This window comes from Moraxella marmotae (assembly GCF_042219885.1).
Lineage (GTDB): Bacteria > Pseudomonadota > Gammaproteobacteria > Pseudomonadales > Moraxellaceae > Moraxella > Moraxella marmotae.
Genome location: NZ_JBHJHR010000002.1, coordinates 1,770,394 through 1,796,468, shown reverse-complemented (window position 1 = coordinate 1,796,468; position 26,075 = coordinate 1,770,394). Strand labels below are relative to the sequence as shown.

Here is a 26,075-nt window from a genome sequence, read left to right as displayed (position 1 = left end):
AATACCAAAACAATAGCGAATAACACGAATAACTCGCATTACAGGTGGCTAATGTAGCACAATTTAAACCCATTGCAAAGTGATTGTATCATAAATTTTTAAGTTTAAAGAATTAATCCCATCAAAAAACCCCTGCAAATGTTTTGCAAGGGTCTTGTCCAATCCTTATCCGATTGGCATAGCCAATCACACAGATGCTATGTGTGGCTTATGCTTTAAAAAATGCTTCTAGGATCTCGATGCATTTTTGGGCTTTGATTGGGGTTTGCTCTTTTGAGATGGTGCTGGCACTCAAAGTTAGGCTTGGCAAGTTATAATTTGGCAACACACGCACCAATTTGCCAGCGTCTAGCAATGCCTTAGCTTCCACTTCGTTGGTTTTTAGGATACCGCAACCTTGCTCTGCCAAGTTTAGGGCGATGGCGTGGTTGTTGGTGATTAGGCGTGAGCTAACACGAACATTTTGCTTGCCATTGGCATCTTTGAACTCGATGTTTTCGGTTGGTTTTTCACCGCAAATAATCACTGAGTGAGCAGTCAATGCTTTTGGATTTTCAACTTCGCCATGCTCTTTGATGTGCGCTGGTGATGCAACCAACAGCTGATTGACGGTTTTTAGGCTGATGCCTTGTGATGCTTCGCTCAATAGCAATGCCACATCAACACGATCTTCGATCATGTCCAAGTCATCTCGAGAGATGATATTTAGTGATAGGTTATCATGCTCTGATAGCCAGTCAGACAATGCTGGCAATAGATATTCTTTGGCAAGCACTGGAGATGCTGCCACACGCAAGCTGCCAGACAGCTCGTCTTTTAGCTGAATGACACCATCACGGCCTTGCTCTGCTGCCTTGACCATTTGCAATGCTGCATTGTACAGACTTTCGCCAGCTTCAGTCAGGCTAAGTTTACGGGTTGAGCGGTGCAACAATGACACGCCCAAATCAGTCTCTAGTGAACGAATTTGCTGGCTAACAGCACTGGTTGTGATGCCCAGTTCTTTGGCAGCACCACTGAATGAACCGTGACGCACCACGCTGGCAAATACCGCCATACCTCGTAAATTATCTAACATATTTACCTCTATTAGTTAATTTCATTTCATTTATTAATTAAAAAATTCTTGCATTTATTAGAAAAAGCAAACTATTATAATCAAAAATTCATTCAGTTATGTAAGAAATCGTGACTGACCAGTCATTTTTATCCTTTGGTTAATTATAACAAAAATGTTAATAGTAAATTAACCAAAACAGTAGAATTGAATCCCACATTGTTAAAAATGATTTAACAGACAATCTCTTAAATAATGAAACATAACTATAAAGCAAATTCATGTGATTATCAACCAATTATTCAAAAAAAATGTATCTTATTGTAATGATATTTGCATTATTTTTAACAGATTTAGATTTAAGAAAGAATTGCTTAATATTTTGAAATAATGGAGAAAATATGCTTGATATTTGATTTTGCCAATCATAAAATCAAGCAATTTTAATGGTGTGTGATGAGTGCTGAGTGCTTTAGTCAATGCTCAATTTGGAATTGCCAAGTACTGGCGTGCCGTCGCTAATCACATAACCCGCTTGCCAAAGTTTTTGGAAGACTGGGCTATTGATAAGCTGATTTTGGGCATCTAGACGAATTTGGGCTTGTCGCTGTCTGGCAAGCTCGGCAGGCGATAGTGCCACCTGAGCTAAGACAGGCTCTGTATGCAGGCGAATCTGCGGATAATGCTGGGCGATTTTTTGGTGCAGACTGTTAAAACTGACTTCGACTTGCGAATTTCGCTCGCCAACTTGCAGCCAGCTTTCGCCTGCGGTATCGCCCACCATTACAGCGTTTGCCATCAATGCCAGCTCATCGGCAGAAAAAATCTCGCTTTGGCGTGCCAAATGCAACCAATAATCCCACTTTGCATTGTCCCACTCACCCACAATCTCGGACATGGGCGGATTGAGCCGCTCAAGCATGGTTTCCTTAGTCATTGCTGTGGTTAATGTCGTTGATTTATCGGCATTTTCGGCGTTATCGCTGGCGTGATTATCGGCAATTGCGTTGTCGTTGCTGTTTTTGGTGTTATCATCAATATTGCTATCACGGTTGTTATTAATGGCATGATTGGCATTATCAGCATCAGCCATATCAACAACATCGGCCGCCAAAGCATCGATTGGCTCTACCGTGTTTTTTTGCTGATTAAACGCTGCATTATCGGTCAAATCGTCCGTCATTAACGGTGAAGTAGTATCGATAGCATAACAATCATCGCTCGTCTGATTATGCTTATCATCACTGCCATCAGACGATTCCAGTGGTAAAATCGGTGTGTCAGTAACATCTGCTGTGATGCTATCTGTTGGCACTGTTAGCAAATTTGGCAGATTGTCCGCAGCATTATCAGAATTATCAGCATTTTTTGCCATCAAGTCATCAATATCTGTATCAGCGGTGGCGATAGTATGATCGACTGGCTCACTGTTATTAGCCATTACCTTATCGTCAGCACTTTGTAAGTATAAGGTATTTTCATTGCCGTTACCATTATCCGATGCTGAATGATTGATTTTGTCAATGCTTACTAAGGCATCATCTTTAGCAGCTGCATTATCTGCGGTGGTGGTGGCATTGTCAGTATCTTTGGCATCAGCATCGATGGTATCGGTGTCGCTGACAGTGTTTGATTGATTGTTATGCTCATCGGACAGATTTTGTGCGTCTGGCTTGGGCGGTTCGGCATTGGCATTAGTATTATCATGATTGGTATCTATGCCAATGTCTGCACAACACTGCTCGCCTGTTAAAGGACGAAACGCCAACAGACGCAAAATCCCCATTTCCAACGCCTGCATAGGCGTGCTGGCAAAGCGGATATTATCACGGCTTTTGGTCAAAATCTCATAATACAACTGCAGCGCATCGGCACTGATTGCCGCCGCCAAGCGTTGCAAATGCTGTACTTGCTCTTGGTTCATATCCATTGGCACATCAGGCAGCACCTGCATCATCGCCATCTGGTGAATGCTGTCAATCAGCTCATCAAACACGGCGGTGGCATCAACCATCTTGGCACGCATGGTGGCAATGTGGCTGGCAACAGCGGTGCGATTGTCCTGATAGACCGCTTCAATCAGCTCAAACACATTGATGCTATTGACCAGACCCAGCATCTCATTGACGGTGTCGGCTTGTATCTGACCGCCGCCAAAGGCAATAGCTTGATCGGTTAAGGACAGTGCATCACGCACCGAACCTTTGGCAGCACTGGCGATTTGCCAAACCGCTTCATTGGCAAATACCACCTGTTCACTGCCCAGTACCTTTGCCAAATGCTCGGCAAGCAAGGCTTGGGATAACGGCCGCAGGACAAACTGCAAACAGCGTGAAATGATGGTGATGGGCAGTTTTTGGGGATCGGTGGTCGCAAACAAAAATTTGACATGCTCAGGCGGCTCTTCAAGCGTCTTTAATAACGCATTAAAAGAGTGCGTCGATAGCATATGCACTTCGTCAATCAAATAGACCTTATAGCGGCCCTGCACAGGGGCATAAGGCACATTTTCAAGCAGCTCTCGAGTATCTTCGACTTTGGTGCGACTGGCTGCGTCAATCTCAATCAAGTCCAAAAACCGCCCACTGTCGATACTCACGCAAGTATCGCAAACACCGCAAGGCTGGCTGGTTACGCCAGTTTCGCAGTTAAGACATTTGGCAAGAATACGGGCAATGGTCGTCTTACCGACGCCACGAGTACCAGTGAACAAATAGGCGTGATGCAGCCTGCCTGTGTCCACCGCATTTGCCAGTGCGTGCCAAACATGGGTTTGCCCCAAAAGCTCATGGAAGTTTTTGGGGCGATATTTTCGGGCTAAGACTTGATATTGTTTGTCCATCATTTATTTATGACGCATATGTGGGAACAAAATCACATCACGGATACTGGCAGCATCAGCAAACAGCATCACCAAGCGGTCAATGCCGATACCTTGCCCTGCCGTTGGTGGCAAGCCGTATTCCAAGGCTTCGATAAAGTCCGCATCGTAGTGCATGGCTTCATCATCGCCAGCGTCTTTTTCGGCAACTTGTGCCTTAAACCGCTCTGCCTGATCAATAGGGTCATTCAGCTCGCTAAAGCCATTGGCAAGCTCACGACCACCGATGAACATCTCAAAACGGTCAGTAATGTGCGGATTGCTGTCATTGCGGCGTGCCAGCGGTGAAGTTTCAGCTGGATATTCGGTAATAAAAGTCGGCTGACGAAGTTTGGTTTCAACCGTTTCTTCAAAGACGATGGTTTGTAATTTGCCCAAGCCAAATGACGGCTTGACTTCTTCTTTTAGCACTTCTTGGACAAACTTTGCCAAAAATTCACGGTCATTGACATTGTCGGCGGTAAATTCTGGATTGTGCTCCAAAATGGCATCAAACATGCTGATTTTCTTAAATGGGCCTTTAAAGCTGAATACTTCGCCTTGATAAGGCACATCGGTTGAGCCTAGAATATCCACTGCCAATTTTTCAAGCATTTTTTCGGTCAATGCCATCAAATCGGTATAATCAGCATAGGCTTGATAAAACTCAATCATGGTAAATTCTGGATTGTGGCGAGTTGAAACCCCTTCGTTACGGAAGTTACGGTTAATCTCAAACACACGCTCAAAGCCGCCGACAACCAGACGCTTTAGGTACAATTCAGGGGCGATGCGTAAAAACAGCGGCATATCCAAGGCATTATGGTGCGTCTCAAATGGGCGTGCTGATGCCCCACCGGGAATCACATGCATCATCGGCGTTTCCACTTCCATAAAACGCTCACCGACCAAGTACTCACGAATGCCTGAAATCACCTTGGCACGAATCTCAAAAGTCTTGCGAGTTTCTTCATTGACAATCAAGTCCAGATAACGCTGACGATAGCGGACTTCAGTGTCGCTTAGTCCGTGGAATTTGTCAGGCAATGGGCGTAGCGATTTGGTCAATAAATCAAAATCTTGCAAATGAATGTACAAATCGCCCTTGCCTGAACGGCCAATATAGCCAGTTGCTGCCACGATGTCGCCCAAATCCAAAGATTTGATCAACTCAAGTTTCTCCGCTGGCAAGCCTTTTCTGTCCACATACAGTTGAATCCGCCCAGTCATGTCTTGGATAACGATGAATGAGCCACGGTTTAGCATCACACGCCCTGCTACTTTGGCGTGTACCTGCTCGCCGCTTTCGATGGTCGCTTTATCCACGCCGTCAAATCGTGCTTGCAAATCGCCACAATAATCTTCACGCTTAAAAGTGTTTGGATAAGCGGTTTTGCCTTGCTCTGCGGCCTTTTGTTGTAGTATTTCTAGTTTGGCGTGGCGTTGAGCGATCAGATCATTTTCAGAAATTGTCGCATCTGCACCAGTTGGGGCTTGGTTTTGTTCACTCATAGCAGTTCCAATTTACCATTAAATTTGTCATTAAAACGAAAAATTAAAAAAAATAAAAATCTGCCATATTGTAGCAGATTATCAAAAATCTATCATTAATATTTTGGCAATTTGCCATCAATTTGGCATGAATTTATGATAAATTTATCGCAAATTTGCCGCCATCTGCCACAAAATACCGAACAAAGCAGTAAACAAAACCGCAAACAAGCCGCATAAAAATTGGCAATCAGCCAAAAACCTGCTATGATGACATAAAGCCTGTGCTTTTATCCGCCCAATGATCACTTAATATCCGCTCAACCTTTGACGGATTGGTATTTGGGCAAATCCATCAAAAAGGAGTTTGAAATGACGACAAAAACTTTTTCGGTGCCTTATCGCATTTTGCGTGAAGATACTCAAGCGTTGATGATTGATGTGCAAGAAAAATTAATGCCGCACATTTTTGAGCATGAAAATATCCGCCAAAAAATGGCAATATTAATCCAAGGTCTACAAATTCTTGGCGTGCCGATTATGCTTAACGAGCAGTACAAAAAAGGTCTGGGCGAAACCATTGCTCCCTTGTATGAGCTGCTTGATGAGAGCAACCGCACCAGTTTTGAGAAAAAGAGCTTTAGCGTCTGCGACAATCCGCCATCTTGGGCAAATATCGTCCGCCAAAACCGCCGCATCGTGCTGCTTTTTGGTATCGAGACCCATGTTTGTGTACTGCAGACGGCATTGGATTTGCTGGATAATGGCATGCAGCCAGTGATTGTCGCTGATGCGGTGGGCAGTCGCAGCCCTTATGACAAAAAACAAGCCATTCGGCGAATGCGTCGAGCTGGTGCGGCGGTTACAACCACTGAAGCCGTCTTATTTGAGCTACTACGGACGGCGGACGATCCTGCCTTTAAGAGCATTTCCAAATTAATCAAATAAAATCATCAACAGTTAGGCATAATACCCAAAATTTATAAAAAACGGCTGGTATTGATACTTATCAGCCGTTTTTAATTTAGGTTTTAATTTAGGTTAAATATCAATCTGTATCAATTAAAGCATTTATCCATTGATATATGATTTTACAAAAGACAAATCCGCCAAAAACTATCAAAAAACCGCCATTAAGAGCGATAGTCAGCATTGATTTTGACATACTCATAAGACAGATCACAAGTATAAACCGTATCGCTGGCGTCGCCACGACCCAGCTCGATGTGTACCGTGATTTCTGGGCGTTGCATCACTGCCGCTCCGACAGCTTCGGTATAGCCTGCCGCCAGACCGCCACGCTGACAAATCGCCACTTCGTCCAAAGCGACATTGACCAAACTTTGATCCAGATCGACGCCAGCTTTACCCACTGCCGCCAAAATCCGCCCCCAATTTGGGTCGGCAGCAAAAAATGCCGTCTTAACCAAAGGCGAATGTGCCACACTATAAGCGACATCGGCACATTCTTGGGTGGTTTTGCCGCCAGTAACTTTGACGGTGATAAACTTGCTTGCCCCTTCGCCATCACGGACAATCAAGGTCGCCAAACGCACAAACACCGCTTGTAAGGCTTGATAAATACTTTGATAATGTGGGTGATTTTCACTGTCAATCAACTCGCCAACCTTGGCAGTGGCAATCAAGGTGCAACAGTCGTTGGTTGAAGTATCGCCATCAATGGTGATGCGATTAAATGACGCATCGGTCAACTGCTTTAGCATGGTTTGCAATAAATCTGGAGCGATATTGGCATCTGTCGCCACAAAGCCAAGCATCGTCGCCATATTTGGGCGAATCATGCCTGCCCCTTTTGAGATGCCTGTGATATGATAAGTGATGCCATCGGCTGCCACTCTGGTACTGGCAAGTTTTGGAATGGTGTCGGTGGTGCAGATGGCATGAGCAGCAAACAGCCAATTATCCGCTGACAAATCCGCCATCGCCGCATCTAGCCCTGCGATGATTTTATCACTGGGCAAGGTCTCACCAATCACACCTGTTGAGTACGGCAAAACCGCTTGGGTGGTAACGCCTGCTTTATCCGCCAAAGCCTGACAAGTCGCCAAAGCTCGCTGATAGCCATCGCTGCCTGTGGCGGCATTGGCATTGCCAGTATTAATCAAAAGATACGCTGGCGTCTGCTCGGCGATGTGCTGGCGTAACACTTGCACAGGGGCAGCACAAAATTGATTTTGGGTGGTAACGACAGCGACGCTCGCCCCTTGATCGATGGCAAATACCGTCAAATCTCGGCGATTGGCATAACGCACCTGTGCTTGGGCGATGCCCATTTTTACCCCATCAATGGGATAGATTGTCTTAGGAATGCTAATATCACCGACTGCCATCATCTGCTCCTTGGGTTGGTTGGGTGGTTTGTGTGGTTTAATTTGTGCCTAAAAATTTATCATTTTGATAAATAAATTTTGACAATTTAATGAGCAAATTTAAAAAAAAATCTCACGATAATTGGAATTTTGCCCAAATCGGTGCATGGTCAGACGGCTTATCCATGCCACGAATCTCATAGCTGATGCCTGCTGCCACGCAGCTGTCTTTTAGCGTATCTGTACAAAGAATGTGGTCAATGCGAAGTCCACGCTTGGGCGTATCCTCAAAGCCTCGTGAACGATAATCAAACCAGCTAAATTCATCTGCCGCCTCTGGATAAAACAGGCGATAAGTGTCGCTTAGGCCTGTCGCCAACAAGGACTGATACCATTCACGCTCCTCAGGCAAAAACGAACACACGCCCTTGGCAAGCCAGCGTTTGGCATTGACATCGCCGATGCCCACATCGCTGTCTTGGGGCGAAATGTTCATATCACCCATCACAATCAGTTGCCGACCTTCGGCTTGTAGCTGCTTGATATAGCGGTTCAAATCGGCATAAAACGCCTGCTTCATCGGAAATTTGGTTTCATGGCTGCGGTTTTCGCCTTGCGGAAAATAGCCATTAATCACATCAATCTGCTGCCCACCAAACTCATAGCGTGCATGGATTAGGCGGCGTTGAGCATCAGCATCGGCAAAAGGAAAGCCCTTTTGAACAAAAATTGGGGCGGTTTTTGATACCAAAGCCACGCCATAATGCGATTTTTGTCCAAAAAATTCCACATGATAGCCCAGACTTTGCACCATCTCAATAGGGAAGGCTTCATCATGCACTTTGGTTTCTTGTAGGCCAATCACATCTGCCGCCAAAATATCACGCACCGCCGCCAACTGATGCGGACGAGCACGCAAGCCATTGATATTAAAACTGACAAAAGTGGTCATATTTTTCCTTATTATTATGAATGATATGGATAATATAAAGATACAAATAAGTTAATTGGTTATTTTAACAATTTTTTGGACAATTTTGGTAATTTAATGCCATTTTATTTTGATTTTGGTGCTTTTTGGTATAAAAATGCGATTGGGTAAAATTGGCAACACTTATGGTGCAAACATCTTGGCAATGGCGCATTGACAAATGCATCTTGGAAAAATACCATGATGGCAATATCGTGGTGAAAATATCTTAGCAACAATGTCGTGGTGAAAATTTGTCCAATCCCTGCCTAAAGATGCCTAGCCAGCACCCAAAAAACGGTGTACAATGATATACTGTTATGAATAACTTAACAAATTGAGCAAACAGCAAGGCGGTAATTATGGATATTGGGGCAAAATTTTGCAACACTTATAAAGTCTATATCAATCACACGGACGCTGGCGGCATCGTATATCATGCCAATCATTTGGTGTTTTTTGAGCATTGTCGGCGTGATTGGCTCACAAGTCTAGGCTATGACGGCTATTTTTTTGACTTGATCAATGACGACACAGAGCCGACAACGAACGGCTATAATAAGGCGGTGCATTTTGTGGTGAGCCATGCCGATTTGGCGTATCACAGCCCACTGTTTGTTGATGATGTTTTGTCCGTCTGTATTGATGACATTGTCATTCGCCCTGCCAGTTTGATTTTGCACCAAAGCATTTACCGAGCAGGTCAGCCCAAAGCCGCCACCACCGCCAAAATCACCTTGGCATGCGTACAAAATGATGGACAAAAAATCCGCCCTTATCGCCTGCCGACATCTTTTGTTAATCGCCTAAACAGCCAAGCCAATCATGACTGATTTGACCAATTTGTTAAGTTTTGATAATCTTAGTTTTTATCAAAATAATCCTCAGCATACCGACACCGCTCACCGCCAATCTGCCATGCCAAAACAACTGCTACACGCAGCATCAGGCAAATTAAACACTGGCGATAAAGTGGTGCTGATGGGACAATCTGGTGCTGGCAAATCGGTGCTGCTGTCGGCTTTGGCTGGGCAAATCGCCTATCAGGGGCAAATTTGCCTGCACTTACCGCTCAAGCCACTGACACAGTCCGATACCCCTGCTCCCTTGTGGCGTGAGAAAGTGGCGTTATTGACCCAAACGCCTGTAATGATTGATGGCACGGTGCTGGACAATCTTGCCCTGCCTTATCGCTTTGTACAGCACAAAGCCAAATCCTTTTGTCAAGCGTGGCACATCGCCCAACTGACAGCGTTTGGCAAAGATGCCGATTTTATCAAGCAAGAGATTCATACGCTGTCTGGTGGCGAGCGGCAATTGGTGCATTTTTTGCGGACTTTGCAATTGCAGCCCAATGTTTTGCTACTGGACGAGCCGACCGCCGCACTGGACACAAAAACCGCTCAAGCCTTGATTGACTGCATTAACCACTGGGTAAGTGATGCGCCCCATCGAGCCATCATTTGGGTTAGCCATCACCCTGACGAGCGGTATCAATTATCCGCCAAATGCTGGACGATGCACGCAGGCAAGCTCACCACAAATAGTACGGACACCATAGATGCCATAAATTTTAAGGAAATAGTCTGATGATATTGAGTTTGGTTGATGTGGGCATATCGGCAAGTTTGGTGCTAATTGCCATTTTTATCTCACAATATCTTAAACTTGGGCTAACCAAAACGCTACTGATGGCGGCGGTGCGTACCATGGTTCAGCTAAGCCTGATTGGTTTGATTTTGGCATGGATTTTTGCACGAGAAGCGTGGTATGAAGTGCTGAGCATTTTGAGCATTATGACGCTTATCGCTGCCATCGCTGCCAAAAACCGCATCAAAAAACCCTATCGTGGGCTACTGACCGACACTTTATTGGCACTGTCATTGGCGACTTTTGGCGTAACGCTGGTCGCCATGCTGTTGATTTTACAAATCAAACCGTGGTATTCGCCGCAGTACATCATTCCCATTTTGGGCTTGGTTTTGGGCAATTCTTTGACCGCCATTTCGCTAACCACAGGGCGATTGATTGACCATCTGCACGAGCAGCAAGGGCAAATACGCACCTTGCTCACTTTATCCGCCACGCCTTATGAAGCCTGCCATCGTACCATCATCACCGCCATCAATGCCGGCATGATGCCGACGATTAACTCAATGATGGTCGTTGGTTTGGTGAGCCTGCCTGGTATGATGACTGGGCAAATTTTGGCAGGTGCTGACCCCACACAAGCGGTTCGTTATCAAATCATCACCATGTTTTTGATTTGTGCGGGCAGTGCCATCTCATGCACCTTGTCGGCTTTGTTGGTCATTCGCCGATTTTTTGATAAACAAATGCGGCTTGTGATTTAGCTGTTTGATGGCTTTTGGTGCTGATTTTTAAATTTTTTAAAAATTTATTAAAAATATAATAAAACCACCCAAAAGACAAGGGTGGTTTTATGTAAAAATTATCCTGCTTTAGTCAAATTATAATGCCGCCAAAACCGCATCACCCATCGCACTGCACGACAGTAGCTGCGTGCCATCTTCGTAAATATCACCTGTGCGATAGCCTTGCTCCAGCACTTTTTGTACGGCATTTTCAACTTGAGCAGCACGGCTTTCATCGCCTAGGCTATAACGCAGCAGCATCGCCAATGACAAAATGGTTGCCAGTGGGTTTGCTTTGTCCTGTCCTGCAATATCAGGGGCAGAGCCATGGCTTGGCTCGTACAGACCCTTGCCGTTTTCGTCAAGACTTGCTGATGGCAACATACCAATTGAGCCTGTCAGCATACTGGCTTGGTCGGACAAAATATCACCAAAAATATTACCTGTGGCGATCACATCAAACTGCTTGGGTGCTCGCACCAGCTGCATGGCAGCATTGTCCACATACATATGCGACAGCTCAACATCTGGATAGTCTTTGGCAACTTCGTTAAAAATCTCTTTCCAAAGTTCGGTGGTTTCTAGCACATTTGCCTTATCCACACTGCACAGTTTTTTGCCACGCTTTTGGGCGGCTTCAAAGGACACCTTGGCGATACGGCGAATCTCCGACTCGCTGTATTTCATGGTGTTAAAGCCTTCACGCTCGCCATTATCTAGGGTGCGAATGCCCCTTGGTTCACCAAAATAAATATCGCCTGTCAGCTCACGCACAATCAAAATATCCAGTCCTGCTACCACTTCAGGCTTTAGCGTGGACGCATTGGCAAGCTCTTTGTACAAAATCGCAGGGCGTAAATTGGCAAATAAATTCAAATCACGGCGAATGGCAAGCAGTCCACGCTCAGGACGCACTGAGCGTTCCAGCGTGTCATATTGTGGGCCACCAACTGCACCCAGCAGCACCGCATCTGCCTTACGGCAAAGATTTTGGGTAAACTCTGGATACGGACTGCCGTACTCATCATAAGCAGCACCGCCCAATGGTGCATAGTCGTATTTGACATCTAAGCCCTGCTCAATCAGCTTATCAAGCACTTTTACTGCTTGAGCGATGATTTCAGGGCCGATGCCATCGCCTTTTAAAATTGCAATGTGTTTGGTCATAATCAATCCTAATTTTTATTTAAACCAATAAATCAATCAAAATTCATCTTACCAAAATTAAGCGTTAAGCTCTTTAAACACCCAAGGACGCTCAGCTTTGGCTTTTTCTTCAAAGGCACGGATTTCATCGCTATTTTGTAGCGTCAAGCCAATATCGTCCAAGCCGTTTAATAAGCAATGCTTGCGAAACGCATCAACTTCGAAGGCAAATTCTTGACCACTTGGAGTGATGACTTTTTGATTTTGTAAATCCACCGTCAGCTGATAGCCTTCGTTGGCAAAGCATTCTTGGAATAATTGCTCAACGATTTCTTCGGATAAAATCACTGGTAGCATACCATTTTTAAAGCTGTTATTAAAGAAAATATCAGCAAAACTTGGAGCAATCACCGTGCGAAAACCGTATTCGTTCAACGCCCAAGGTGCGTGTTCACGGCTAGAGCCACAGCCAAAGTTACTGCGAGCCAACAAAATGGTTGAACCTTGATAGCGGTCTTGATTTAAGACAAAATCAGGATTTTTTGGGCGTTTGGCGATGTCTTGACCCAGATAGCCTTCGTCCAAATAACGCAATTCGTCAAACAAATTATCGCCAAAGCCTGTGCGTTTGATGGACTTTAAAAACTGCTTAGGGATAATCAAATCGGTATCAACATTGGCACGATCCAAAGGGGCGACAATGCCTTTTTCGGTGGTGTATTTTTTCATAGCTTTTCCTTTAATTAAGCTTCTTAATTTGAATGGCGAATTAATCAATGCTGCAAAAAAAAATTAATCTAAAATTAAATATTTAATTAATAATCTTTTAAAAAAACCCTTAGCCAATTTAAGCGTCTTTTTAATTCATCAAAATCGTTTTTCTTAACAGCCAACTTTGAAAAATTTTTATACTTATTGGAAAAATTCGGATATCTTAAATTATTATGCAAAAAATTGTAATTAGAACCTTTGATAACATAGTCATCTAACTGTTTGTTAATTTGCATTTTCTTAATCTCCTCACCACCTGAAACAATGTCGGTAAACAGTCTAATAGCATCTTCTATAGAATGTGAGCGATTAATCTCTCTAAAATACCCATGATTTGGGTTAATCTTTGTAAAAATTTTTGCCCTTAAGGATTTTTCCATTGCTTGTAATAAAAAATAGCAAGCCTGTTCAAATCTTTTGTGACTGGCTAAAATATCAGCTGACAACTCATCTACTTCTGATAAATTCTGATATTCTTCGGCAAGATTAACATTATGTATAAATTTACCAATTTGCATAGCAGCACCATTCATTTTTTTCAAAATAAGGCAGTTCTTTGCAAACTACCTTATGTCAAGATATCAAAAAGTCCGCACATCAACAAAATGCCCTGCAATCGCTGCTGCTGCTGCCATCGCTGGCGATACCAAATGCGTGCGTCCGCCATTGCCTTGACGACCTTCAAAGTTACGGTTGGAAGTGCTGGCACAATGCTCACCTGACTGCAATTTGTCGGCATTCATCGCAAGGCACATCGAGCAGCCCGGCTCACGCCATTCAAAACCCGCTTCAATAAAGATTTTATCCAAGCCTTCGCTTTCGGCTTGCTGCTTGACCAAGCCAGAACCTGGGACAATCATCGCCTGCTTGATGGTAGCTGCCACCTTGCGACCTTTGACGACTTCGGCGGCGACGCGAATGTCTTCGATGCGTGAGTTGGTGCATGAGCCAATAAACACACGATCAAGGACAATCTCAGACAACGGCTGACCTGCATTTAGCCCCATGTATTGATAGGCACGAGTCCAGTCGTTACGCTGCACATCGTCTTTTGCCATATCAAGCGTTGGTACATTTTGGCTGACAGCAATCACCATCTCAGGCGAAGTCCCCCAAGATACCTGCGGCTCAATCTCTTCACCTTGCAGGACAACCACCGTGTCAAACTCGGCATCATCATCAGAATGCAGCGTGTTCCAATACGCCACCGCACGCTCCCAGTTTTCGCCTGTTGGAGCATAAGGGCGGCCTTTGACATAATCGATGGTCTTATCATCAACCGCCACAAGCCCCACTCTGGCACCGCCTTCGATGGCCATATTACACACGGTCATACGCCCTTCGATGGACATATCACGGAACACCTGACCGCCAAACTCGATGGCATAGCCTGTGCCGCCTGCCGTACCGATTTTGCCGATAATCGCTAGCACCACATCTTTTGGCGTAACACCCTTGCCAAGTTTACCATCGACACGCACCAGCATATTTTTCATTTTTTTGGCAACCAAGCACTGCGTGGCAAGCACATGCTCCACTTCACTTGTGCCGATGCCATGAGCCAAGCAGCCCAACGCCCCATGTGTCGCTGTATGGCTATCGCCACACACCACCGTCATACCCGGTAAAGTCAAACCCTGCTCAGGGCCAACCACATGGACAATGCCTTGGCGAATGTCGTTAATGCCAAACTGTGCCACATTAAAGGTCTTGCAGTTATCATCAAGCGTCTTGACCTGAATGCGTGAAGTATCATCGGCGATACCTGCGATGCCTTCGGCACGCTCTTTTTGTGAAGTTGGGACATTGTGGTCAGGGGTGGCGATATTTGCCGATAATCGCCAAGGCTTACGCCCTGCCAACTCCAAGCCTTCAAATGCCTGCGGACTGGTTACTTCGTGTAACAATTGACGGTCAATATAAATTAGGCTTGAGCCATCATCACGCTGTTTGACCAAATGATCGTCCCATAATTTATCGTATAAAGTTTTGCCTGCCATTTTTTACTCCAAAATAGACTGGGTAGTTTTTATAACATCAGTGATAACTAATTATCACAAATCACAACACATGTTTTATCAAATCCATCACCAAAACCTGCCGTTTTCATTTGGTTAGCTTTGTCGATGATTTTAGCCATAGTTTAATGGATATTGCCAATTATAGCAAAAATAAATATATAATGATAATTTATTATTATTATATATTTACAAACTTTTTGGAATATTAGCCACTTTCTGCCTTGTAATTGACTCAAAATCTGGCTGGCTTGTTGTGCTTTTTGTAAATTTATGTTACATTGCTGTAAGAAAATCATGCACCAACTGCATGGCAACTGTTCATTATGATGATTTTTTAACAAAATTTGATGTCTATAAGGAAAAAATACCATGATGATTTATGCGATTTCTGTTGCGATTTTTCTACTGATTTTACTGATTGGCTTGTATTTGATTCGCCGTCAAGGCAGCTCATCTGAAAAAGTGGTTACTCGCTTGTGCGTGATTGGGTTTATTTGCCAAATCATCATCAACTGGCTGTTTTGGGGCGATGGCATCATTTACAATCCTTTTGCTAATGGTGCATCTTTAGAAAAAACTGGCTTGGTGTTTTTGGTGCTTTGCCTAATTAGTATCTTTTGTTATTCTGCATTATTGCTGATATTGTATAAAGCTAACGAATTTTATAACGAATAACAAGCACTGATACGCATTGACTTAATTACAATATTCCTGAAAATTTTGATTGCAAAACTTTTTGGAATAAATTAAGCTATTGGCAACTTTTATACTTCACCGATTGGGCAAATGCGATGAACACCACCAACCTTGCGACTTTTATCGCCGTGATGCAGACAGGCAGCATTTCAGGTGCTGCCGAAAAGCTTTATATCACTCAGCCTGCGGTCAGTAAACGCATCAAAAATCTTGAAGACGAATTTGGCACGGTGCTGTTTGACACGGTCGGACGCAGCATCATTCCCACGACTGCTGCCCATGAGCTACTGCCTTTTGTTCGTCGTTGGCTTGATGATTATGAAGCCTGTAAAGCCAGCTTGCAGCACGCCAAGGAAGTGGCATCAGGTCGCTTGGTTGTTGGCACGAGCCATCACATTGGCCTGCATCACTTAGCCCCTGTGCTAAAGCGGTTTATCCAAACCTATCCTGCCGTTCAGTTGGAAGTGCGGTTTGTCGATTCAGAAGAAGCCCATAAAGCGGTGCTTGAAGGCGAGATTTCTTTGGCATTTTTGACTTTGCCACCAACTTATGATCGTAGGCTAAACTACCACACGCTGTGGAGCGATCCTTTGTATTTTGTGACAGGCACACTCAGCCCTTTGGCTCAAAAATCCAAAGTCAGCCTACTACAACTGGCACATCACCCTGCCATCTTGCCTGCCGCCAATACTTTTACCAGTCAAATCACCCTAGCCGAATTTGCTAAGCACAATTTGCGACCTTATGCGACCATGAGCACCAACCCTTTGGAGTCTATCCGCATGCTGGTATCGGTTGGTCTGGGCTGGTCGGTATTACCTGAGACGCTGATTAATCAAGATTTGATTAAGATTGATATGGCAGAACACATCGAATTGCAGCGGCATTTGGGACTGGTGACCAATCCCAATTTGACTCGCTCAGCAAGCATGCAAGCCTTGCTATCCATGCTGTCCATTGATGAGCCAGCAGAAAAATTTGATTTAATCTAAACTGATGCTTATTTCAAATATTCAAACTTTTATAAAATAAAACCGAAAAAATGCCAAAGCAATCGTTTGGCATTTTTTTAATTGATGCAATTAAAGGCAGTTAAAGACAAAAACCGTTAAAAGGCAAAATAAGCAGATAAATCAAGCATCAACCAAATGTCAAAGCCCTGACAACTGCCGCAAAGCCGCCTTTAATAAGGCAGAAGTGCTGTCTGCACCATCAGACTGGGCAAGTTTGATGGCAGTTTGTGCTTCTTTTTCTTTATAGCCCAGATTTATCAAGGCACTCTCAACTTCAGCGATAATTTGCATGGAATTATCCACTTCACCTTGCGGCTCAAATAATCCATCGACTGCCGTATAATCGCCAAAATCAGCCAACTTGCCCTTTAAATCAAGGATAATGCGTTGTGCGGTTTTTTTGCCAATACCGGGTACTCGTACCAAAGCCACTTCATTATCACGCTCAACGGCTTGCTTGATTTCACCAGCGGTGAGTGTCGATAGCATGGCAAGTGCCATCTTAGCACCCACGCCGTTGATTTTTATCAGTTTACGAAAGACATCTCTGTCGCTCTTGTCGATAAAACCAAACAGGCTTTGGGCATCTTCACGCACATGGTGATGCACATACAGGCTGATGTTCGCTCCCAGTGCCAGCTGACAAAATGACGGTATGGGCAACTCAATCTCGTAGCCCACACCGCTGGCGGTCATCAGGCAAGCCACTGGTGCATTTAGATACTGGACTTGCCCTGTGATGCTGCCAATCATTTGTAGTAATCAACCATTTTTTCTAGGCCAATTGGGCGGATTTTGCTGGCATTGCCTGCCGCTCCAAATGCTTCGTAGCGCGCCACGCAGATTTCTTCCATGGCTTTGATTGATGCCGCCAAGTATTTGCGTGGGTCAAATTCGGCAGGGTTTTCGTTCATAAATTTACGAATCGCCCCTGTGCTTGCCAAGCGTAAATCGGTGTCAATATTAATCTTACGCACGCCGTGCTTGATGGCATCAACCAACTGCTCAACTGGTACACCATAAGTTTCACCGATTGCACCGCCATTTTCGTTGATGATTTTTAGCCATTCTTGCGGCACTGAGCTTGAGCCGTGCATGACGATGTGCGTATTTGGCAAGGCGGCATGAATTTCTTTGATGCGGTCAATTGCCAAAATGTCGCCTGTCGGTGGACGAGTAAATTTGTACGCACCGTGCGAAGTACCCACTGCAATCGCCAAAGCGTCCACATTGGTATCCGCCACAAATTGACGAGCTTCTTCAACAGAAGTCAATAGCTGGCTATGATCAAGCACACCTTCGGCACCCACGCCGTCTTCTTCGCCTGCCATGCCAGTTTCTAGGCTGCCCAATACGCCAATTTCACCTTCAACTGATACACCACAAGCGTGTGCCATTTTGACCACTTCACGAGTAACGCTGACATTGTAGTCATAATTTGCTGGTGTTTTGCCGTCTTCTTTGAGCGAGCCGTCCATCATCACCGAGCTAAAACCAAGCTGGATTGAGCGTTGGCAAACCGCTGGGCTGGTGCCGTGGTCTTGGTGCATCACCACAGGAATGTGCGGCCATTCTTCGATGGCTGACAAAATCAAATGACGCAAAAACGGCGCACCTGCATACTTGCGCGCCCCTGCCGATGCCTGCACAATCACTGGCGAATCGGTCTTATCCGCCGCCATCATAATGGCTCGCATTTGCTCTAGGTTGTTTACATTAAATGCTGGCAATCCATAAGCATGCTCGCCTGCATGGTCCAATAATTGACGCAATGATACCAATGCCATATCGTTCTCCGTATTTTGGGGATTATAGATAATTTCCTGCCAATTATACCATATCAGCGGCAGTTTTACATAGCATCTTTGTCTAGCATTTTAGGTATGGCATCTTGGCGTGTATTAATAAGATTTTGGCGGTTTTGCCATTGATTTTTAGCACAAAAAGCCAACAAATTATCTTGTCGGCTTTTTGGCTACTTTGTGCTTTGCTGCTTGTAATAATTTTATCAAATACAATAAAATTAAAAACAAATCAGCGGCAAATCAGTATTGCTGATCTTCAGGTGCACGACCTTCGGCAGAATCTGCTTGCTCGGTGGCTTCAGTGGTAGTAGCATCAGTAACCGCAGCACCAGCATTTTTGACCGCTTCAGAAGTGGCAGCGGCAGCGTTTTCAACAGCATTGCCGGTGGCAGCGGCGGCGGCTTCTGCTTCTTGAATGACTTGCTCGGTATTTGCCTTGGTGTCTTCGGCTGCAGATGCGGCAGCTTCACTGGCAGCGTCTTTGGTTTGCTGGCTGCAAGCTGCCAATAAAGCGGCAAAAGCGGTGGCTAGTAAGATTTTTTTCATAATGCATTCTCTTTTTGATGAAGTGGGTGAAGTGAGTGAAATCGGCTAACAATTTAACTAACAATTTGATAAATCAAAATAAATCACACCAATCAACAGCGATTTATCCAACTTTTGCCAATTTATCAAATAATCATTGCAATTAGTTTAGCTTTCGCCAGTGGATTTGACAAGCCCAATTCAAAAAATGTAACAAAAAGCAACAAAGCGTTAAGTTTTGCTATGGCGATTGTTAATTTTTATGGGTTTATCCTACCCAATGCTCCAGCAAAAGCTCAGCCAAATCAACCATCAGGCAGTTTGTAAGGCGGCAATCGCTGGCAAAGTTTTGCCTTCAACAAATTCCAAAAACGCACCGCCACCTGTTGAAAGATAGCCGACATCATCTGCCACTTGGTATTTGTCGATGGCTGCCAAAGTGTCGCCACCGCCTGCGATGCTAAAGCCTGCACTTTGTTTGACCGCCAACGCCAGCACTTGTGTGCCTGTGCCAAATTTGTCCACTTCAAACACGCCAACAGGTCCATTCCATAGGATTGTTGCTGCGTTTTTGATATGCTCGGCGATGACATCGGCACTGGTTTTGGCAATGTCCAAAATCATCTCATTATCGCCGATTTGCTCAACCGATTTGACCACAGCGTCCGCCTGCTCAAGTGAGCCTAAGAAATTGTCAAAATCAATCTGGGCTTTGTCAGCAACCACCACTTCTGACGGCAATAAAATTTGCGTTTTTTGCATGATTTGCTTGGCGGTGTCAATCAAATCTGGCTCATACAGCGATGCACCGACATTGACGCCAGTGGCTGCCAAGAAAGTATTGGCAATGCCGCCACCAACCACGATACTGTCGCATTTTTCGGCCAGACTTAACAATACATCTAATTTGGTTGAAACTTTTGAGCCACCAACAATCGCCAATACAGGTGCGGCAGGATTGTCCAATGCTCGAGATAAAGCGGATAATTCGGCAGTCAGCAGGTTGCCTGAGCAGACCGCTTTGCCTTGGGCGATGGCAGCACGAATCACGCCTTCGGTCGAAGCCTGCGCACGATGTGCCGTGCCAAATGCGTCCATCACAAACACATCACACAAATTGGCATAGCACTCAGACAGCTCGGCGATGTTTTTCTTTTCGCCAACATTAAAGCGGACATTTTCAAGCAATACCAACTCGCCTGCCGCCACTTGCACGCCGCCCAAATAATCCGTCTCAAAACGCACAGGCACACCCAAATGCTTGGCAAGATAATCAGCCACAGGTGCTAGCGAATATTTGGCTTCTGGCTCGCCTTCGGTTGGGCGACCCAAATGCGATGCCACCAACACTGCCGCCCCCTGTGCCAAAGCGTCTTTTAGTGTCGGTAGTGCCGCTTGCAAACGCACATCACTGGTGATAACGCCGTCTTTAATTGGCACATTCAAATCTTCACGGATTAGTACACGCTTACCTGACAAATCTAAATCTTTCATTGCAACAATCGCCATAGCCGATCCTTTTGAGTTTCACTTTTGACAAATTTACTTTTGACAAAATTTGGTCAATTTGGCAAATTTTGTCAAATTCTTGATGAGTACAAGTGTTGATAAATGTAAATAATGCACAAAACCGTGCATCGACACGATAACCGCTTGATTATAAATCAATCCTTAACGCAAATGCAACTTTAAGATTTGACTTGTGCGATGAAAATTTTCATACCCATCAGTCCAAAGGTACATCACCAGATACCGCAATCACTTTGGCATCTGCCAAGCGATATGCCACCAAAGTACCGCCCCAAACGCAGCCACCGTCCAATGCTCGCACAAATTTGGTGTCCACTTCGGCACGCAACGCCGCCCAATGCCCAAACAAAATCCGCCGCTCACGCACCACAAACCACTCAAACCATGGGCGAAAATCCATCGGCATATCGTCATCTAGGGTCTTTTTGAACGAAAATTCCAACAAACCAGACGCTGTGCATAACCGCATTCGAGTCAGATAATTGGCAATGGCTCGCATTCGCTTATAGCCGTTTAGCTTGTCCGACCATTCATCGCTTTTTTTGCTGTACAAATTGGGCAACAATCTGTCTAGCTGCTTTAGGCTACCGCCCAGCTGTTTTTCCAGCTCTTTGGCATAGCCTGCCGTCTCGATGATTGACCAATTTGGCGGAATGCCAGCGTGCGTCAAAACCGTCTTTTCGTCTGGAAAAACCAGCAAAGGCTGCTTGCGTAGCCAGTTTAGCAGCTCATCACAGTCATCGGCAGCAAAGATGGCAGCAGTCTTATCTTTTGGCTTGGGCGGTAGAACGCCACGCCATGTGGCAATCAGCGTGATGTCGTGATTACCAAGCACCGTGGTCAATGCCCCCATATCCGCCAGCCGCTTCACTTCTCGCAAAGTCGCCAACGAATCCTCGCCTCGTGCGACAATATCACCCGCCAGCCACAGCTTATCTTGGGTTTCATCAAAATCCAAAGCCTGCAAAAGTTCATTAAATGCCGCAAAACAGCCCTGCAAATCACCAATCACATATTGATGGCGATAATGTTTTGTTTTATTTTTTTTCATGTGTCAAACGATACCAAAATTTTATAGCAAATTTAGCAATACAGATTGGGTCAATTCAGCAAATCAAGCAAATTGAGCGATGTAATATAGACTTGGCAATATGGATTTGTCAATACAAATTTAATCTAAATTTAAGCAGGCAAATTTGTGGCAATGATTACACATTTGCCAAAAATCTATCGCGCATTTATCACAAATTCGCCAACAATTTATCACCAATTACCAATCGCAGCGGATAAGCATCACGCCTTGGCACGGCAATCCACCACCAAATCCGCCAATTTGACAAAATCCGCCACGCTCAAAGTCTCAGGTCTGGCTTGTGGATTGATGCCTGCTTGCTCAAAATCGCTCTCATCAAGCGTTGGCAGTAGTGCATTTGCCTTAAAAATGGCTCGCAAAGTCTTACGGCGATGGTTAAAGGTCTCACGCACCACCAATGCAAACACCGCTTCATCTTTGGCAGTGATTGGCTTGGTGGTAAATGGCGTCAAGCGAAAAACCGCACTGGTTACTTTTGGCGGCGGATTAAACGCCCCTTTTGGCACGGTCAAAAGATATTCTGATTGGCAATAATACTGCATAATCACCGACAATCTGCCGTATTCTTTGGAGTTTGGCTCGGCGGTGATGCGATCCACCACTTCTTTTTGTAGCATAAAATGCATATCATCAATCACATCGCTAAACTCCAGCAAGCGAAACAAAATCGGCGTTGAGATATTGTACGGCAAATTGCCCACCACACGAAACGCCCCTTTGCCCACTTGATCGGCAAGCTTGCGATAATCAAGGTGCATGGCGTTGTCATTGATGATGGTAAAATCAGGGTGGCTATTGGCACCAATGTTAATTTTTAGCTGCCCTGCCAAATCCTTATCCAGCTCAACCACCGTCATGCCGTCCACTTCGGCAAGCAGCGGCTCGGTCAATGCCCCAAGACCCGGGCCGATTTCTAGCAAATTATCCCGTCTATTCAAGCGAATGGCAGTAACAATCTGTGCAATAACATTGGTATCGTGCAAGAAATTTTGACCAAAACGCTTGCGTGGTGTATGTTTGGCCTGTTGTGGGGATTTTGGAATGATGTGCATAAATGATAATTTTCTAAATAAGTAATGAATAAATAATAATCAAAAGATAAATATTGGCTCGCCACATGATACCATGATTTGTGCTTTTATTCATGCGTTTTGTGGCTTTGTTTGATAAATTATAGACAAATTATTGGTAAATTGCTAAAAATCAGTAAAAATTGCCAAAATGAGCGTTGCTTGATTAAAAGCAGCGATGGCAATTTTAAGCCCTTTGACAGTTTTTCACCTAGCAGTTTTTAAACCAAAATTTGGCAATTTGGTTAATTTACTCAATTTGCCAAATTAAATCAGCTAAAGAGTTAATAAAGCAATTGGCAAGCACATTCACGGATTTGTCGTCATACGCTGTGCATAATCAATCGCTTGCAATAAACTTGAGCCAGATGCCCTGCCTGTACCTGCCAAATCCAATGCTGTGCCATGATCCACCGATGTCCGCACATAAGGCAAACCCAGCGTGATATTGACCGTATCGCCAAAGCCATGCGACTTGAGCGGAGCCAATCCTTGATCGTGATACATGGCAATCACCGCATCACACTCTGCCAAATGCCGCTGCGTGAACAGCGTATCGGCAGGCATCGCCAGCGAAATATCCATGCCATCATCAATAAACCGCTGCAAAACAGGATTGATAATCTGATTTTCTTCATCACCCAAATGTCCGTTTTCGCCAGCGTGGGGGTTTAGCCCACAGACTAGGATTTTGGGGGATTGCTTGCCAAATTGTGCCACCAAAGCCTGATGGGTAATCTGCACCGTTTTTGCCACTTCATCGCAAGTGATGGCGTCGGGTACTGCCCTTAGCGGCAAATGCGTGGTTACTAAAGCAACTTTCATCACCGAATTGGCAAGCATCATCACCACTTTATCACAGCCTGCTTTGTGCATAAAATACTCGGTATGACCGCTGAACATCTCGCCATTATCTAGGCAAATGTCCGCTTGTATCATGATGGATTTTTGGATAGGGGTGGTGATAATGGCAGCAATCTGGCGACCGTGAGCAAGCTGATGGGCAAGATGCAGCTGCTTTTCAACCATGGGAGCGTTGGCGGCATTTAGGCGACCTGCAATGACTTTATCATGACAAGGTATGTGCAAAATAATGACACGCTTGGCATGATGCTTATCCGCTGTGGGTGATTGGGGCGGTTTGGGCAATGTGGACAATTGCTCTGCCAGCCAATCATCGCCCACATCGGCCGCATCATCAGGGGCGTTAATGATGGGTAAATGCTTAATCCGCTCAAGTTTATCCGCCTGCTCATCAGCTGGTAGGTTTAACGACTGCATCATCAATTTGGCACGCTCAAACAACGCATCAGCATCAGCAGCCACCAGCCAAGTCCCATCTGGCAACGCATCAAACACCGTCAAAACAATATCCATGCCGATGCCTGCTGGCTCACCTGCGGTGATCAGCATTGGTTTTTTGGTGGCGTTGGCGGAGTGTGTCGCTGTGTCTGTCAAAGCGTGTGCATCAGCTGTCAAGCTGTCTGATTTTAAAAAAGGCGATTGCAAAGAGCGATTTGGGAAAAAATTGGGAGAAAAATTGTCTGATGATGACATTTTGGCATATCCTAAAGCATTTTTGTGGCGTAATATGGTACAATTTATCAGACGGATTTTAGCATTTTTGATAAAAATTGCCAAACGCCAATGATTTGCCGCAAACTTTGCAAAAGTTTTGGTAAAATATCGCCACAAGTTTTACCGATATTTTACCAAAACTTCGCCGACAATTTTGGCGATAGGTGGCGATATGGTGGATTGTTATCAAAGTTGCAATCATTTTTATAAAATTTTTAATATATTTTAGATAATCAAAACAGGCACACCATGACCGATAGCAATACCGATAAGACCAGCCCTTCACTGACCCTAAAGCCGCCCCACAATATCGAGATGGAGCGTTCTTTGTTGGCATCTTTGATGAGTATCAATGATTCGTTTGAAAATGTTGAAAATATCTTAACTGCCGATGATTTTTATGGCGAACGGCACAAAAAAATCTTTGAAGCCATCAGCCATTTGGCTCATGTCAATGAACCGTATGACAGCATCATGGTGCATGATTATCTAAGCCGCACCAATCAGCTGACCATGGCAGGCGGCGAAGAGTATCTGATTACCATCAACCAAAGCACTGCCAACTTTTTTAATCTCATCAGCTATGCCGAAAAAGTGCGTGAAATGTCGGTGTATCGGCAGCTTATCGGTGCTGCCAACACCATGCTCAATCTGTCCTATCACCCCAAAAAACAATCAGTTACCGAGATTTTAAACAAAATCGAATCGGATATTTTTCGCATCGGTGAGAGTTTTGCTCGGGGTAGCAGCAAGACAGGCCCGCAGTCGATCAATGATATTTTGCCAAAAGTGGTCAATCAGCTCAACGAAATCCGCCTGCGTCCTGATGGCCTTATTGGTCTGGATACTGGCTTTATTGAGCTAAACAATAAGACGCTGGGCTTTCAAAATGGCAACTTGATTGTGCTGGCAGCACGCCCTGCGATGGGTAAGACCGCCCTTGCCCTAAACTTTGCCCAATCGGCGTTAATGTCCAATAAAGCAGTGGCGATTTTTTCGATGGAGATGCCTGCCGAGTCCATCACCATGCGTATGTTGGCGGCATGGGGCAGCATTGATATGAAACGCATGATGTCTGCCAACATGAACGAAGACGAATGGGCAAGATTTATGAATGGCGTAACTTTGCTACAAGACAAGCATCTGTATATTGACGACCGCTCAGACCTTAGCCCATCAGAAGTGCGTGCCACTTGCCGCCGCATCGCCAAAAATTACCCTGACGGTCTGGGCTTTGTGCTGATTGACTATATGCAGCTGATGCGAGTACCCGGCATGGGCGACAACAAAGTTAATGAAATGGGCGAAATCTCTCGCAGCCTTAAGGCGTTGGCTCGTGAGCTAAATTGCCCTGTTGTCGCCCTGTCGCAGCTCAACCGCAAAGTCGAAGAGCGTCCCAATAAGCGGCCGCTGATTTCTGATATTCGTGAATCAGGACAAATTGAGCAAGATGCCGACTTGATTTTATTTGTCTATCGCCATCACTACTATCACCCAGACAAAAACGACATCAAGCATCTTGCCGAGCTGATTATCGGCAAAAACCGCCAAGGCGAACGGAGCAAAGTACCGCTCAAATTCCTTGGCGAATATGTCCGTTTTGAAGATCTTATCCCCGGTGATATGCCTGACGATTATGATATGGACGAAGAATAATGCCCAACGCCTGCCATCAATTGGCTTGGCTGTGCATTGATATATGATAATTGATGTATGAGATTTGCGTTTGATTTTTAAATATTAC

Annotated in this window: 23 protein-coding genes; 7 read left to right on the top strand and 16 right to left on the bottom strand. The window is 44.9% G+C overall.

Annotated elements, in window-relative coordinates:
• Positions 1–208 precede the first annotated feature (208 nt).
• From ACFBZI_RS08275 to lysS, 3 genes are all read right to left on the bottom strand, one after another.
• Complete coding sequence (locus tag ACFBZI_RS08275; protein WP_375715854.1) at positions 209–1,078, bottom strand: LysR family transcriptional regulator; 870 nt, start codon at positions 1,076–1,078, stop codon at positions 209–211.
• 451 nt (positions 1,079–1,529) lie between these two features.
• Positions 1,530–3,899, bottom strand: coding sequence for a DNA polymerase III subunit gamma/tau (gene dnaX / locus ACFBZI_RS08270; RefSeq protein ID WP_375716341.1), 2,370 nt, complete (start codon positions 3,897–3,899; stop codon positions 1,530–1,532).
• A 3-nt stretch (positions 3,900–3,902) separates the two neighbouring features.
• On the bottom strand, positions 3,903–5,429 hold the full coding sequence (gene lysS / locus ACFBZI_RS08265) for a lysine--tRNA ligase (RefSeq protein WP_375715853.1): 1,527 nt from the start codon (positions 5,427–5,429) through the stop codon (positions 3,903–3,905).
• 351 nt (positions 5,430–5,780) lie between these two features.
• Between lysS and ACFBZI_RS08260 the strand changes: the two genes are divergently transcribed.
• On the top strand, positions 5,781–6,356 hold the full coding sequence (locus ACFBZI_RS08260; protein ID WP_375715852.1) for an isochorismatase family protein: 576 nt from the start codon (positions 5,781–5,783) through the stop codon (positions 6,354–6,356).
• Between the two features lie 185 nt (positions 6,357–6,541).
• Here the strand turns inward: ACFBZI_RS08260 and argJ are convergent, their stop codons facing one another.
• Both argJ and xthA read right to left on the bottom strand, forming a co-directional pair.
• On the bottom strand, positions 6,542–7,759 hold the full coding sequence (argJ, locus tag ACFBZI_RS08255) for a bifunctional glutamate N-acetyltransferase/amino-acid acetyltransferase ArgJ (RefSeq protein ID WP_375715851.1): 1,218 nt from the start codon (positions 7,757–7,759) through the stop codon (positions 6,542–6,544).
• A gap of 112 nt (positions 7,760–7,871) precedes the next feature.
• On the bottom strand, positions 7,872–8,690 hold the full coding sequence (gene xthA, locus ACFBZI_RS08250; protein WP_375715850.1) for an exodeoxyribonuclease III: 819 nt from the start codon (positions 8,688–8,690) through the stop codon (positions 7,872–7,874).
• 380 nt (positions 8,691–9,070) lie between these two features.
• Between xthA and ACFBZI_RS08245 the strand changes: the two genes are divergently transcribed.
• From ACFBZI_RS08245 to ACFBZI_RS08235, 3 genes are read left to right on the top strand one after another with little or no spacing between them, the layout of a single operon-like run.
• Positions 9,071–9,541 carry a thioesterase family protein gene (locus tag ACFBZI_RS08245; protein WP_375715849.1) on the top strand — a complete coding sequence of 157 codons (471 nt, stop codon included), beginning with the start codon at positions 9,071–9,073 and terminating at the stop codon, positions 9,539–9,541.
• The gene (locus ACFBZI_RS08240) at positions 9,534–10,298 is read left to right on the top strand and encodes an ABC transporter ATP-binding protein (RefSeq protein WP_375715848.1); all 765 of its coding nucleotides are present in this window, start codon (positions 9,534–9,536) and stop codon (positions 10,296–10,298) included. The genes ACFBZI_RS08245 and ACFBZI_RS08240 overlap by 8 nt, the downstream gene beginning before the upstream one ends.
• The gene (locus tag ACFBZI_RS08235) at positions 10,298–11,062 is read left to right on the top strand and encodes an ABC transporter permease (RefSeq protein ID WP_375715847.1); all 765 of its coding nucleotides are present in this window, start codon (positions 10,298–10,300) and stop codon (positions 11,060–11,062) included. Before ACFBZI_RS08240 ends, ACFBZI_RS08235 begins: the two co-directional genes overlap by 1 nt.
• Positions 11,063–11,179: 117 nt before the next feature.
• Here the strand turns inward: ACFBZI_RS08235 and leuB are convergent, their stop codons facing one another.
• From leuB to leuC, 4 genes are all read right to left on the bottom strand, one after another.
• On the bottom strand, positions 11,180–12,250 hold the full coding sequence (gene leuB, locus ACFBZI_RS08230) for a 3-isopropylmalate dehydrogenase (protein WP_375715846.1): 1,071 nt from the start codon (positions 12,248–12,250) through the stop codon (positions 11,180–11,182).
• A gap of 57 nt (positions 12,251–12,307) precedes the next feature.
• Positions 12,308–12,958: a 3-isopropylmalate dehydratase small subunit gene (gene leuD / locus ACFBZI_RS08225; protein WP_375715845.1), complete on the bottom strand. Its 651-nt coding sequence runs from the start codon at positions 12,956–12,958 to the stop codon at positions 12,308–12,310.
• A gap of 86 nt (positions 12,959–13,044) precedes the next feature.
• On the bottom strand, positions 13,045–13,533 hold the full coding sequence (locus ACFBZI_RS08220; protein ID WP_375715844.1) for a HEPN domain-containing protein: 489 nt from the start codon (positions 13,531–13,533) through the stop codon (positions 13,045–13,047).
• A gap of 48 nt (positions 13,534–13,581) precedes the next feature.
• A complete protein-coding gene (gene leuC, locus ACFBZI_RS08215; protein ID WP_375715843.1) occupies positions 13,582–15,000 on the bottom strand; it encodes a 3-isopropylmalate dehydratase large subunit in 1,419 nt (472 codons plus the stop codon).
• Positions 15,001–15,390: 390 nt separating this feature from the next.
• Here leuC and ACFBZI_RS08210 point away from each other — a divergent pair, with 390 nt between their 5' ends.
• Complete coding sequence (locus ACFBZI_RS08210) at positions 15,391–15,696, top strand: hypothetical protein (protein WP_375715842.1); 306 nt, start codon at positions 15,391–15,393, stop codon at positions 15,694–15,696.
• 116 nt (positions 15,697–15,812) lie between these two features.
• Positions 15,813–16,709, top strand: coding sequence for a LysR family transcriptional regulator (locus ACFBZI_RS08205; protein ID WP_375715841.1), 897 nt, complete (start codon positions 15,813–15,815; stop codon positions 16,707–16,709).
• A gap of 159 nt (positions 16,710–16,868) precedes the next feature.
• Here the strand turns inward: ACFBZI_RS08205 and ruvA are convergent, their stop codons facing one another.
• The 7 genes from ruvA to pdxA form a co-directional block, all read right to left on the bottom strand.
• A complete protein-coding gene (ruvA, locus tag ACFBZI_RS08200; protein ID WP_375715840.1) occupies positions 16,869–17,483 on the bottom strand; it encodes a Holliday junction branch migration protein RuvA in 615 nt (204 codons plus the stop codon).
• A complete protein-coding gene (fba, locus tag ACFBZI_RS08195) occupies positions 17,480–18,517 on the bottom strand; it encodes a class II fructose-bisphosphate aldolase (RefSeq protein ID WP_375715839.1) in 1,038 nt (345 codons plus the stop codon). Before fba ends, ruvA begins: the two co-directional genes overlap by 4 nt.
• Positions 18,518–18,775: 258 nt before the next feature.
• Positions 18,776–19,081, bottom strand: a complete 306-nt coding sequence (locus ACFBZI_RS08190) for an entericidin (RefSeq protein WP_375715838.1) — start codon at positions 19,079–19,081, stop codon at positions 18,776–18,778.
• Between the two features lie 291 nt (positions 19,082–19,372).
• Positions 19,373–20,569, bottom strand: coding sequence for a phosphoglycerate kinase (locus ACFBZI_RS08185; protein ID WP_375715837.1), 1,197 nt, complete (start codon positions 20,567–20,569; stop codon positions 19,373–19,375).
• Between the two features lie 217 nt (positions 20,570–20,786).
• Complete coding sequence (locus ACFBZI_RS08180) at positions 20,787–21,641, bottom strand: symmetrical bis(5'-nucleosyl)-tetraphosphatase (RefSeq protein WP_375715836.1); 855 nt, start codon at positions 21,639–21,641, stop codon at positions 20,787–20,789.
• Positions 21,642–21,883: 242 nt separating this feature from the next.
• A complete protein-coding gene (gene rsmA, locus ACFBZI_RS08175; RefSeq protein WP_375715835.1) occupies positions 21,884–22,735 on the bottom strand; it encodes a 16S rRNA (adenine(1518)-N(6)/adenine(1519)-N(6))-dimethyltransferase RsmA in 852 nt (283 codons plus the stop codon).
• 327 nt (positions 22,736–23,062) lie between these two features.
• On the bottom strand, positions 23,063–24,166 hold the full coding sequence (gene pdxA / locus ACFBZI_RS08170) for a 4-hydroxythreonine-4-phosphate dehydrogenase PdxA (protein WP_375716340.1): 1,104 nt from the start codon (positions 24,164–24,166) through the stop codon (positions 23,063–23,065).
• 414 nt (positions 24,167–24,580) lie between these two features.
• Here pdxA and dnaB point away from each other — a divergent pair, with 414 nt between their 5' ends.
• Positions 24,581–25,987: a replicative DNA helicase gene (gene dnaB, locus ACFBZI_RS08165; protein ID WP_375715834.1), complete on the top strand. Its 1,407-nt coding sequence runs from the start codon at positions 24,581–24,583 to the stop codon at positions 25,985–25,987.
• The last annotated feature ends 88 nt before the right edge of the window (positions 25,988–26,075 follow it).